The 13,374-nt window shown below is 62.4% G+C and carries 6 protein-coding genes; all 6 read left to right on the top strand.

Going from position 1 to position 13,374, the window contains the following annotated elements; all coding sequences use genetic code 11:
• Window positions 1-140 precede the first annotated feature (140 nt).
• A complete protein-coding gene (gene ahcY / locus D4A92_RS06170) occupies window positions 141-1,538 on the top strand; it encodes an adenosylhomocysteinase (RefSeq protein ID WP_006724187.1) in 1,398 nt (465 codons plus the stop codon).
• A 240-nt stretch (window positions 1,539-1,778) separates the two neighbouring features.
• Window positions 1,779-4,319, top strand: a complete 2,541-nt coding sequence (locus D4A92_RS06165) for a sensor histidine kinase (protein WP_203018783.1) — start codon at window positions 1,779-1,781, stop codon at window positions 4,317-4,319.
• Window positions 4,316-5,845, top strand: a complete 1,530-nt coding sequence (gene tsaE, locus D4A92_RS06160) for a tRNA (adenosine(37)-N6)-threonylcarbamoyltransferase complex ATPase subunit type 1 TsaE (protein ID WP_203018782.1) — start codon at window positions 4,316-4,318, stop codon at window positions 5,843-5,845. Before D4A92_RS06165 ends, tsaE begins: the two co-directional genes overlap by 4 nt.
• Before the next feature lie 5 nt (window positions 5,846-5,850).
• A complete protein-coding gene (locus D4A92_RS06155) occupies window positions 5,851-6,585 on the top strand; it encodes a nucleotidyltransferase family protein (RefSeq protein ID WP_203018781.1) in 735 nt (244 codons plus the stop codon).
• Window position 6,586: 1 nt separating this feature from the next.
• The gene (gene addB / locus D4A92_RS06150; RefSeq protein WP_203018780.1) at window positions 6,587-9,775 is read left to right on the top strand and encodes a double-strand break repair protein AddB; all 3,189 of its coding nucleotides are present in this window, start codon (window positions 6,587-6,589) and stop codon (window positions 9,773-9,775) included.
• Entirely contained in the window at window positions 9,768-13,325 is a 3,558-nt protein-coding gene (gene addA / locus D4A92_RS06145) for a double-strand break repair helicase AddA (protein WP_203018779.1), read from the top strand. The genes addB and addA overlap by 8 nt, the downstream gene beginning before the upstream one ends.
• Window positions 13,326-13,374 lie beyond the last annotated feature (49 nt).

The raw sequence follows: 13,374 nt of genomic DNA, 5'->3' as shown, positions 1-13,374 counted from the left end.
TAAAGACTTCTTTATGTCAGATTGCCTTTGCCGCCATTCCCTGCTAGAAGATCGCCAGCCCTGCAGCCTTGACTGCGGGAGAGCCAGTTAATCCATCCGCCATGAGATGCGGATCGGGTCGGATCCAGCCGGAGAATCCCATGAGCAAACATGACTATGTGATCGCTGATATCGGTCTTGCCGATTTCGGCCGCAAAGAAATCAGCATCGCTGAAACCGAAATGCCGGGCCTGATGGCCTGCCGCGAAGAATTCGGCGCGAGCCAGCCGCTGAAGGGTGCGCGGATCACCGGTTCGTTGCACATGACGATCCAGACTGCCGTTCTGATCGAAACCCTCGTCGCGCTGGGCGCCGATGTCCGCTGGGCATCCTGCAACATCTTCTCCACCCAGGACCACGCTGCCGCTGCCATCGCTGCTGCCGGCATCCCGGTCTTTGCGATCAAGGGCGAGTCGCTCACCGACTACTGGGAATACACCGACAAGATCTTCCAGTGGACCGACGGCGGCTTCTCCAACATGATTCTCGATGATGGCGGCGATGCCACCATGTACATCCTGCTCGGCGCCCGCGCTGAAGCCGGCGAGGACGTTCTTTCCAATCCGCAGTCGGAAGAAGAAGAAATCCTGGTTGCGCAGATCAAGAAGCGCCTCGCCGCTTCGCCTGGCTGGTTCACCAAGCAGCGTGATGCGATCAAGGGTGTCACCGAAGAAACCACCACCGGCGTGCATCGCCTTTATGAACTCGCCAAGAAGGGCCTCCTCCCCTTCCCGGCCATCAACGTCAACGACTCGGTCACCAAGTCGAAGTTCGACAACAAGTATGGCTGCAAGGAATCGCTGGTCGACGGCATTCGCCGCGGTACCGACGTGATGATGGCCGGCAAGGTCGCCGTCGTCTGCGGTTACGGCGACGTCGGCAAGGGTTCGGCTGCCTCGTTGCGTGGCGCTGGCGCCCGCGTCAAGGTGACGGAAGTCGATCCGATCTGCGCCCTGCAGGCTGCCATGGACGGCTTTGAAGTGGTCACGCTGGAAGACGTGGTCTCCTCGGCCGACATCTTCATCACCACGACCGGCAACAAGGACGTCATCCGCATCGAGCATATGCGCGAGATGAAGGACATGGCGATCGTCGGCAATATCGGCCACTTCGACAACGAGATTCAGGTTGCTTCTCTGAAGAACCTGCGTTGGACGAACATCAAGCCGCAGGTCGACATGATCGAGTTTCCGAAGGGCAACCGCATGATCCTCTTGTCTGAGGGTCGTCTCTTGAACCTCGGCAATGCAACGGGTCACCCGTCCTTCGTGATGTCGGCCTCGTTCACCAACCAGGTTCTCGGCCAGATCGAACTCTTCGCCAAGACCGACGAGTATAAGCCGGGCGTCTACGTCCTGCCGAAACACCTCGATGAAAAGGTCGCTCGCCTGCATCTGGAAAAGCTCGGCGTGAAGCTGACGACGCTTTCGGACGAACAGGCCGCCTATATCGGCGTCACGCCGCAGGGCCCGTTCAAGGCAGAACACTACCGCTATTAAAATATAGCTGGATAATATCTACATCTAGTGGGCGGCGCCTTGACAAAGGCGCCGCTTTCTTTTTTGGGCGCCGGCCTTCCCGACCCATTCCATCGGCGGTATTGTTTTAGAACTTGATTCGTGGGCTGGACGAGCAGTCCACGGGTACGGATGTCTTGTCGACGATGCGGCACATAATGAGACGGAGACAGACCGAGAATGTCGGTAGATCAACGCACCCCGCTTCCGCGGGATACGGCCATGACGGCCGGTTTTTCGAGCCTCTGGCGGCCAGTTTCTGAGCAGAAATACGGGAAGCTTCGCAAGCTGACCCATCGTCCCGGCCTGTCCGTGACGAGGCGTGTTCTGTCGTGCGGAAGTGCGCTCGCAAGTCTGTTCGTTCCGGGTCTTGCCCATGCGCAGGCAACCAATGCCATGCGCGGTTTCGACAGTGTCGACGTCACCGGATATGCGGTGCTTCTCGGTTCGGTTTCAGCCGCCCTGATCTTTGCGGCTGTTCTCCTGCGTCAGCGCAACAAACTCGATGTCGAAGTGCGCGAACTGCGCTCCGCCTATTCGGACAGCCAGCAGAAGATCTCGCGCTATCAGACACTGATTGCCGACAAGAACCGCCGCACGGTGATCTGGGAAGGTCACAACGGCAAGGCCGAACTTCTCGGACAGCTTCCAGCAGAGACGGGTGCTCCCCAGCAGGATCCGGATTTCCTGGCCTTCGGCCGCTGGTTGAAGCCCCATTCCGCCAGCGAGGTGGAGCGCGCAATCGAGGGGCTGCGGCTTAACGCCAAGTCTTTCGATCTCGTGGTCGAAACCCAGCGCGGAGACGTTCTGGAGGTTCAGGGCAATCTCTACGGTGGCCGCGCCTATGCGCATTTCGTGGCGCTGGACAACCTGCGCGCCGAACTCGCCGAACTCAAGATCGAACGCAACCGCTTGCGAAGCTCGATTGCGACCTTCGAATCACTGCTCGATTCGATCGAACAGCCGGTCTGGCAGAGGGACAGCGACGGGCGTCTCGTCTGGGTGAACCAGGCCTATAGCGATGCCGTCGAATCCACATCACCGCAACAGGCAGTGCAAGAAGGACGCGAGATCCTGGGCACTCTGACGCGCGAGAAGATCAAGGCTTCCGCAACGCCGGAATCACCGTTCCACGATACCGTTTCGACCGCCGTCCGCGGCGCACGCACCTTCTTCGACGTCGTCGATGTGCGGGGTCCCGGCGGCTCCTGCGGCATGGCGATCGACGTGTCCTCCTCCGAGACACTCAGGGAGGAACTTGCGCGGACGCTCAAGAGCCACGCCGATACGCTCGATCATCTCGCAACCCCGGTTGCGATCTTCGACTCTGATCGTCGCCTGCAGTTCTACAATCAGGCTTTCCTCCAGCTCTGGGGTCTCGAGACCAAGTTCCTCGAGAGCCGGCCGGATCATGCCGAACTGCTTGATCGCCTTCGCGATGCACACAAATTGCCCGAGCAGCTGAGCTGGAAGGCCTGGAAAGACAATTGCCTTTCTGTCTACCGTGCGCTCGAAACCCAGACCGACCTGTGGCACCTTCCCAACGGCCAGACGCTGCGCGTGATCGCCTCCGCGCACCCACAAGGCGGTGCGACCTGGGTCTTTGAAAACCTGACCGAACAGTTCAATCTGGAAACCCGCTACAACACGCTGGTCCAGGTGCAGGGCGAAACCATCGACCATCTGTCGGAGGGTGTTGCCGTGTTCGGGCCCGATGGCCGAATCCAGCTCTCCAACCCCGCCTTCCGGGCGCTGTGGGGCATCACCGAGAGCCAGGCTGCGGTCGGCACACATATCCGTCTGCTCGAAGCCGCCTGTGCGCCGTCCTATGACAAGCCGGACGGCTGGAAGGCCTACGGCAAGATGATCACCAGCTTCGAGGACGAACGTCCTTCGAGCCAGGGGACTCTCGAACTCTATTCCGGCCTGGTGCTCGACTATGCAGTGACGCCACTGCCCAACGCACAGACCATGCTGACCTTCGTCAACATGACGGACAGTGTCCGGGCGGAAAGGGCTCTCAAGGAGAAGAACGAAGCGCTGCGGAAGGCCGACGAGCTGAAGAACGATTTCGTTCAGCATGTCTCCTACGAACTGCGCTCGCCGCTGACCAACATCATCGGCTTCACCGATCTTCTGAAGACACCGACGATCGGTCCGCTCAACGAGCGGCAGGCCGAGTACATCGATCACATCTCGACGTCGTCTTCCGTCCTACTGACCATCGTCAACGACATCCTCGATCTCGCGACCGTGGATGCCGGGATCATGCAGCTCGACTATTCGGAGATCGATCTGAGCGACCTGCTCGACGATGTCTCGATGCAGATGACCGACCGGCTGCAGGAAGGCAGCGTGACGCTCGAGATTGCGGCCCCTGCCCTGCTCGGTCACCTGATCGCAGACCGGCAGCGGTTGAAACAGATCCTCATCAAGATACTGACAAACGCCGTCAATTTCGCACCCGAAGGCAGCGTTGTCTCCATGAAATGCTGGCGCGACGGTACCGACTTCTCGTTCTCGGTCAGCGACAGCGGCTGCGGCATGAGCGCCGATCTTCTTTCCTCGGCGTTTGATCGTTTCTCGACAAGTGCCAAGGGTGGAAAGCGCAGCGGACCAGGTCTTGGCCTTTCAATTGTCCAGAGCTTCGTCAATCTCCACAAGGGTGACGTCAAGATCGAGAGCGAGCCCGGTCAGGGAACCACGGTTCATTGCCGCATTCCCAATGCCAGCATACCGCAGATGATCGCCGCCGCAGAATGAACCCCGAGCCGTCCCCGCTTGTCGTTCACCTTACCGACGATGCCGCCACGGCCCTGTTCGGCGAGGATCTGTTGCTGGCACTTCAGATCGGCGATTGCGTTGCACTCGACGGTGATCTCGGGGCCGGAAAATCGACTTTGAGCCGGGCATTCATTCGGGCTTTGGCCGATGATCCCGATCTCGAAGTGCCGAGCCCGACATTCACGCTCGTCCAAAATTACGACCTCAAAATCCCTGTCGCCCACTTTGACCTTTACCGGCTCTCCGATCCGAGCGAACTCGATGAACTGGGGCTTGAAGAGGCCTTGGCAGACGGCATCTGCCTTCTCGAGTGGCCGGGCAAGGCCGGCCGCGCGCTTCCGAAAAACCGGATCGAGATCCAGTTTCAGTTTGCTTCCGATGGCGGGCGGGACCTCGTTATCCACGCGCCCGAAGCAAAACTGGCTCGGCTTCGCCGCGTCGATGAAATCCGCCGCTTCCTGCAGACGAACGGATACGGTGATGCTCATCGACGGCATTTGACGGGCGACGCTTCCAACCGGGCCTATGAGCACATCAATCCTGCCGACGGCAGTGCCCGCCTCGTCCTGATGGATGCGCCCAAGCGGCCGAACGGTCCGCCGATCCGCGATGGCAAGCCCTATTCGCAGCTCGTGCATCTGGCCGAGGATGTGCGTCCCTTTGTGGCCATCGGACAGGCATTGCGCCAGCGCAGCTTTGCCGCTCCCGAAGTCTTGGCACAGGATCTCGACGCAGGTCTGTTGCTGCTCGAAGATCTCGGTGAGGACGGCGTACTGGATGCTCAGGGCAAACCGATCGCCGAGCGCTATCGGGCCAGTGCTGCCTGCCTGGCCGCCATTCATGACACGCCCTTCGATCGGGAGATCGTCATCCCCGGTGGTCACCGCCACACCATCCCGGATTTCGACCGCGCGGCGATGAAGTTCGAGGTCGAACTGCTTCTCGACTGGCACCTGCCCTGGAAACGGGGCGGACAGTCGGCGACAGCGGAAGAGCGCTCACGCTTTCTCGCCATCTGGGACCAGCTGATCGACGAGTTGGCGGGCTCCGACACATCCATCGTCATGCGTGACTTTCATTCGCCCAACATCATCTGGCGCGATGCTCGCCAAGGTCATGACCGAGTCGGTCTGATCGATTTCCAAGACGCGATGATCGGCCCCTCGGCCTATGATCTCGTTTCGCTGGTGCAGGATGCGCGGGTCACCATCGAGCGGCCGCTGATGGATCAGCTGATGGCCGACTATCTGACTGCGCGCGCCAAGAAACCGGATTTCAAAGAGGCGGCATTCCTGAAAAGCTGGGCGATCATGTCGGCGCAGCGCGCCTGCAAGCTGAACGGGCTCTGGGTGCGACTGAAGGAACGGGATGGCAAGCCGGGCTATATGCGCCATCTTCCCCGGACACTCTGGCACTTGAGCGTCGCTTTCGAACATCCTGTCCTCGCCCCCTTGCGGAACTGGTGCATAGAGGCTGGAATCGAGCTTCCCGAATCACCGGCATAGGCAAAATGATCATCAAGCAAGCCATGGTGCTCGCGGCCGGCCTCGGCACGCGGATGCGCCCCATTACAGAGACGATGCCGAAGCCGCTGGTCCGCATCGGCGGCAAGCCGATGATCGACTATGTGCTCGGCGCACTCGTGGAGGCCGGCGTCGAGACGGTCGTGGTCAACGTGCATCACCATGCCGACCAGATGGAAGCCCATCTGGCGAAGGAGACGCGGGCCGAGATCCGGATCTCGAACGAACGCGATCTTTTGATGGATTCGGGCGGGGGGCTCGCAAAGGGTCTCAAGCTGCTCGACCAGGACCAGCCGGCACTGGTCATGAATGCCGATCTCTTCTGGGTCGGCGAGCGCGATGATGAGCCAAGCAATCTTGTCCGGTTGGCGCAGCAGTTCGATCCCTCCCGGATGGACATTGCGATGCTCTGCGTCGAGCAGGAACGGACCACAGGGCATAACGGCAAGAACGATTTCTCGATGGCGTGTGACGGCAAGCTTACCCGTTACGTCCCGGGGGCGCCGCACCCGGTCGTCTATGCCGGGGCCTTAGCTCTGATGCCGGATCTCTTCGACGACGCGCCGGATGGCCCTTTCAACCTCAACATCTATTTCGATCGTGCGATCGCCGCAGGCCGGCTGTTCGGCACCGGCCTCAATGGTCAATGGCTGACGGTCGGGACGCCTGACGCGATCGCGCATGCCGAAGCCGTGGTCGCTCGATACGGCGGGAGCCGTTGAGATGGTGAGCAAGGCGCCGCGTCTGCTGACGATCCCTCCGGGCCGGCCCTTTCTCAGGACGCTGACGGAAGCGCTGCTCGACGGCCGTCTGATCGACGGTTTTCGCTATGACCCCTCCGATCCGCTTACGCTGGCCGGCGTCACTCTGCTGGTTCCGACCCGGCGCGCAGCCCGCGTGTTGCGGTCGGAGTTCGTCGACCTGCTTGGTGGTCGCGCGGCGATCCTTCCCGATATTCGCACGCTGGGTGAAACGGACGACGACAGCGGCTTCTTCGATCTCGATGCACCGCAGCTGATGGATCTTGCCCCGCCGGTGAGCGGCACAGTCATGCTTCTGGAACTCACCCGGCTGATCCTCGCCTGGCGCAACCAGTTGCCGGAGATCGTCCGGTCGATCCATTCGGATACGCCGCTGGTTGCACCCGCGAGCCCGGCGGATGCCGTCTGGCTTGCTCGGGCGCTGGTCGAACTGATCGAAGCGGCCGAGACGGAAGGCTGCGACTGGAAGGATCTCGAAAAGCTGCAATCAGCGGATTTCGGCTCCTGGTGGCAGCTGACGCTGGAGTTTCTGAAAATTGCGACCCTGTTCTGGCCGGCGCGGCTGCAGGAACTGGTGCGGTCATCACCGGCCCGTCACCGCGACGCCGTGCTCCGGGCCGAGGCGGAGCGATTCCGCAGACAGGGTGCTTCCGGTCCCGTCATCGTTGCGGGCTCCACCGGCTCTATCCCGGCAGCAGCCGAACTGATTGCCGCGATTGCCGAGCTCGACCAGGGTGTCGTGGTGCTGCCCGGGCTTGATCTGGACATGCCGGATGAGGACTGGGCGAAACTCAACGACCGCGAGATCTCGGTGGTCCGTCCGAGCCCTGCGGTGCGCGGACATCCGCAATACGGTCTGGCGCATCTCTTGCGGCATATGAAATTCGAACGTGCTGACGTGCGGGTTCTCGAAACCTCCGATCCGGCGCTTCAGGATCGGGCCGAGTTTCTGTCGCGTGCCATGGCACCCGCCGAGGCGACCGATACCTGGAAGGCCTGGCGGCAGGACATTGACGATTCCCGCGTACTCGCGGCATTTCGCGATGTCTCGCTGATCGAGACGGCGAACGAGCGTGAAGAAGCCACAGCCATTGCGATTGCGCTTCGACTGGGGCTCGAAGAGGCTTCCGACAATCCCGAAAGCCGGGTGGCGCTGATCACGCCGGATCGCGCGCTGGCGCGGCGTGTGATGTCCGAACTCGCGCGGTTCGGGATCGAGGCGGATGATTCGGCGGGTACGCCGATGACCGGAACCCAGGCTGCCATGCTGACCCAGGTGGTGGTCGAGGCCTGCCTGCGTCCGGGTGATCCGGTGGCGATCGTCTCGCTCATCAAGCATCCTCTGGCACGGTTCGGCTTCACGGCCGAAGACATGCGCAAGGCTGCCGATGCCCTGGAACGGATCGCCCTGCGTGGAGGTCTGAAAAGCCTCGATCTTGCCGAGATGGAACCGCTCTTTGCCGAAGGGCTCGAAGCGCATCTGGCCGACCGCCATAAGCCACAATGGCGCATCTCGATTGCGGCCGAGGAGATCGAGCTTGCTCGTCTTTTGGCCAGCCGGGTAACCAAGGCGGTCGAACCCCTCGTCTCGTCGGTCATCCGGTCAACTGACGGGCGTGTGCTGTCGCAGACATTGACCGTCAGTGACTGGGCCGAGCGCACGGGCCGCGTTCTGGAAGCCGTGACGGTCGACGAGCGCGGTGATCTGGCCGGTCTCTGGGGCGATGCGGCAGGCGAGGCTCTGGCGCGGCTTCTCGCCGAAGTTCTGGAGACGGATGGGCAGATCGAGGCGGACGGTGCGCAATGGGTGGATATCCTGACCGCGCTGATGGCCGGCCAGGCGGTCAAGCCACGCGCCATGCGGCATCCGCGCGTCTTCATCTTCGGCACGCTCGAAGCGCGCCTGCAGAATGTTGACATGATGGTGATCGGGGGCATGAACGAGGGGAGCTGGCCTGGTCAGACCAAGAACAATCCCTTCCTCTCGCGTGTCATGAAGACGGAAGTGGGGCTTGAGCCGCCGGAACGGCAGATCGGCCAGGTGGCGCATGACTTCCAGATGGCCTGTGGCACGCGGAAACTGATTTTTTCGCGTTCGCTGCGCCAGGGGTCTGCGCCGACGGTTGCCTCGCGCTGGCTCCAGCGTTTGATGGCGCTCGGCGGCACCCTGCTGGAAGACGAGATGCGAAAGCGCGGCCAGATCTACCGGCGTTACGCCGATCTCATCGACCAGGGCGAGAACCAGGCTCCGGCTCAGCGCCCCGCACCGCGCCCTCGCGTCGAACTGCAGCCGCGCTCCTTCAGCTTTTCAGAAGTCGGTCGCTTCCGGCGGGATCCCTATTCGATCTATGCGCGGCGAATCCTGCGTCTTGATCCCGTCGATCCCTTCAACCAGGATCCGGGGGCTGCCGAACGCGGGACGCTCTATCACCGGATCGTCGAGCGCTTCATCCGCGAGGACCATGATCCGGCCCGGCTGGACGCGCTCGATATCCTGCACCGGATCACCGACGAGGAGTTTCTGGAAGAAGCCCTGCCGCTGCATATCGACATCGTCTGGCGCCAACGCTTCTACAGTGTCGCCTCGGCATTTCTCGATTGGGAGCGGCAGCGGAGGCCGGAGATCAAGCGATCACTGACGGAAGTCAGGGGCAATGTGCTGCTCCGGCCCGTCGATATCACCATCAGCGGGATCGCCGACCGGATCGATATCCGGGGGGGCGGATTCGCCGACATCATCGACTACAAGACGGGGCTCAATCCGAGCGCCAACCAGGCGCGCAGCCTGCTCGACCCGCAATTGGCTCTCGAAGCTGCAGCCCTTCTCCAAGGCGCCTTCAAGCCCGCCGGAGACATGAAGCCGCTCAACCTTGTCTATGTCCGTCTGCGACCCGGCGATCGTTTTTCGGCCGACCAGGTGAACAACGAGATGGCGACGCGGGGCGACAGCAAGAAATCGGCCCTCGAGCTTGCGACGCAATCGGTCGACGAACTTGGCCGTTTCGTGCAGGCGCTGCAGAGCGGCGAGCGGGGTTATGTCTCCCGCCTCATCCCGGCGGAACAGAACGCCTATGGCGGCGAATACGACCATCTGGCGCGTGTTGCGGAGTGGTCGACGGCGGAAGCCGAGGAAGGAGCCGGCGATGAGTGATCAGCGCTTTGCCCTCGACGAGCTACCGACCGGCAGCGATCCCACCGTCTGGCTCGGCTGGACGACGCTGGCCCAGTCGCGCGCCTCCCATCCCGGCCAGTCGGCCTGGGTGTCTGCCAATGCCGGCTCAGGCAAGACGCATGTGCTGACGCAGCGGGTGATCCGGCTTCTGCTGGCCGGCGCCCGCCCCTCGTCCATTCTCTGCCTCACCTATACCAAGGCCGCAGCGTCCGAAATGTCGAACCGCGTCTTCGAGCGGCTGGCGGAATGGGCGACGCTTGACGATCAGGAGCTGGCTAAGCGGATTGCGGCCATCGAGCAGAAGGAGCCGGATCGGGCGACGCTTGCGGCCGCACGCCGGCTGTTCGCCAAGGCCCTGGAAACGCCGGGTGGCCTGAAGATCCAGACGATTCACGCCTTCTGCGAAGCGCTGCTGCACCAGTTTCCCCTGGAGGCCAATGTCGCCGGGCATTTCAACGTGCTCGACGATCGGGCCGCCGTCACGGTTCTTGCCGAAGCACGGCGATCGCTGCTGACGGCGACGTCGACGGAGAACGATGCAGCGCTCGCCGAAGCCTTCTCGCAGGTGCTGAGCATCGCCGATGAAAGCGGGCTCGAAGGCTTGATTGCCGACACCGTGGCCAACCGCCATGCTGTCAGGGACTTCCGGCAGCGGGCGGAACGGACGGGTGGCCTTGATGCGACGCTGCGGAAGGGTCTTGGTATCGGGCCGCTGGAGAGCGAGATCAGCCGTGCCGAGGATTACTGGCCGCTTGCCGGTTTGTCGGGTGGCAATTTCAGCCGCTACATCCAGCTTGCCCTCGAAAAGGGTGGCGAGAAGGTGCGGGCCGTCGCGGAAGTGCTGGAACGGGCGCTGGTGGAGGCGGATCCGCTGGCGCGCGCGAAGCTTCTGGACCAGGCTTTCCTGACGGCGCAGGAGGCGCCCAAGGCCGACAGCTCGCTGATTGCCGCCGCCATGACCAAGGTCGCGCCGGATCTCAAGGATGCCGTGATTGCGGCCCGCGACCACGTGGTCGCCATGCGGGACAGGCTGCGGATTTTCCGCATGTATGAGGCGACGCGTTCGGCTCTCACCCTCGCCGTGCGTCTCGACACCGACTATGAAGAACTAAAGAAACGGCGCTCGCAGCTCGATTTCGAGGATCTGATCGTGCGAACCGCGCGGCTTCTGACGCGTGGCGATGTCGGTGCCTGGGTGCATTACAAGCTGGACCAGGGCATCGACCACATCCTCGTCGACGAAGCACAGGACACGAGCCCGGTACAATGGGATGTCATCCGGTCGCTGCGCGAGGACTTTTTTACGGGTCTCAGCGCCCGGCCCGGGATCCGCACCTTCTTTGCCGTGGGGGACGAGAAGCAGTCGATCTACTCCTTCCAGGGCGCACGCCCGGAGCAGTTTTCTCAGGAGGCAAGCCATACCGCGCGTGCGGTTATCGAAAGCGGCCAGAGCTTCAACACGGTGCGCCTGCCGCTGTCCTTCCGCTCGACGCAATCGGTCCTTGCCGCCGTCGATCAGGTCTTCAGCCTGCCGGAAAACAGCCGGGGCCTCAGCGCCGGTGGGGACCCAGTCATCCACCAGTCGAGCCGCATCGGACATCCCGGCACCGTCGACGTCTGGGACATGATCGCAGCCGAAAAGCAGGAGAAGGACGAAGACTGGACCGCCCCCTTCGACGCGACGCCGGAAAGTGCGCCCTCCGCCATTCTGGCAAGGCGCGTCGCGCACCAGATCAGCCAGTTGGTCGGACGCGAGACGATCATCGAGAAGGCCAACAAGCGGCTGATCCGCCCGGGCGACATTCTCGTGCTCGTGCGCAAGCGCGACGGCTTCGTCAACGCGCTGACCCGCGCGCTCAAACGCCCATATAACATCCCAGTCGCCGGTGCCGACCGTCTGAAGCTGACAAGCCATATCGCCGTGCAGGACATGTTGGCGCTCGGACGCTTCCTGCTGCTGCCGGGCGACGATCTTTCACTGGCATCGCTATTGAAGAGCCCGCTCTTCAACCACAGCGAAGATGCTTTGATGGACCTCGCGGCCGAGCGGCCTGAAGGACAGAGCCTCTGGTCGAGGATGATGGAGCAGGCTGAGACCGAGGCGGCATGGAAGAAGACATGCGACAGGCTCAATCTGTTTCTCGAACAGGCGCGGGAATTCTCGGTCCATGATTTCTACGCCCGGGTTCTCAGCGTCCATGGAGGCCGGCGGGCCTATCTCGGGCGCCTCGGCTCGGAGGTCAGCGACATCCTCGACGAGTTCCTGACCTTTGCGCTCGCTTTCGAGACCAGCGGCCTGCCCGGCTTGCAATCCTTCGTTTCGACGCTCGAGATGGAAGCGCCGGAGGTCAAGCGCGAGCAGGACAAGGAACGCAACGAAGTCCGGATCATGACGGTTCATGCCTCGAAGGGACTTGAGGCGCCGATCGTGTTCCTGATCGATGGCGGCTCGAAGCCCTTCAATTCGAACCATGTGGCAAAGCTGCGAATCATCGGGACGGCTGAAGGCATGCCCTTCCCGATCTGGGTGCCGTCGAAGTCGCTCGGCAATTCTGTCGCCGCTGCCGACATGGATCAGCGCAAGGACCAGGCCGAGGAGGAATATCGCCGGCTGCTCTATGTCGCGATGACGCGCGCTGCCGACCGTCTGATCGTTGGCGGCTATCGCGGCGTGCAGGACACGGGCGAGATCTGGCACAAGATGATCGCGCGGGCGCTGAGCGCCGACGAAACGCGCTGCAAACAGGCCGAATTCACCGGGCCGGATGGCAGCTGGGCCGGATTGCGCTGGTCTCTCGGCGAGGCAAATGATGATCTCCCCGTCACGGAAGAGCGCGCTGAGGCTGAGGAGGGCCATAGCCTGCCCTCGACGCTCTGGAACCCGCTGCCGCCCCCGGTCAGCCTGCCGAGACCGCTCAGCCCATCGGGTGCCGGCAGCATCACCGTGGACGAAGACGAGGATGTGCTGACGGCCTCGGCGCTGTTTTCCGCGTCGGAGAAAGCGGATCTCGCCCTCCAGCGCGGGCGGCTCATCCATCGGATGCTGCAGAACCTGCCGGGCTTTCCGGAGGGTGACCGCCGTGAGGCAGCCGAGCGTTATGCGGAACGGGCCGCCCGGTTCTGGCCGGGAGAGCAGCGCCAGCGACTGGTTTCTACCGTCATGGCTGTTCTGGAAGACAAGGCGCTTCACCCACTCTTCGATGCCGGCAGCCGTGCCGAAGTCTCGGTCATGGGGACCATGCGGCTGAAGGGCGAGTTGCGTGCCGTCTCCGGCCGGATCGACCGCATGGCGGTGCTTGGCGACCGGGTGATCATCGCCGACTACAAGACCAATCGAAATCCGCCGCTGGAGGCCGCGCAAGCCCCCCTCTCCCACCGGGTGCAGCTTGCGATCTATCGCGAGATCCTGCAGCCGCTTTATCCCGGCAAACGGATCGAATGCTGGCTAATCTACACGGAAAACGGCAGCCTCATTCCGCTCGATGACAGCCTTCTTAAGCGGTCCCTTGCCGACCTCGAAACATCGTGAGATACCGCATATTGAAATCGCTGCCGCCCGGCATCACATATCTAGTCAA

The organism is Rhizobium rosettiformans (assembly GCF_016806065.1).
Taxonomy (GTDB): Bacteria; Pseudomonadota; Alphaproteobacteria; order Rhizobiales; family Rhizobiaceae; genus Allorhizobium.
Note: the sequence above shows the minus strand (reverse complement) of the source record. Positions and strands in the feature narration are given on the sequence as shown.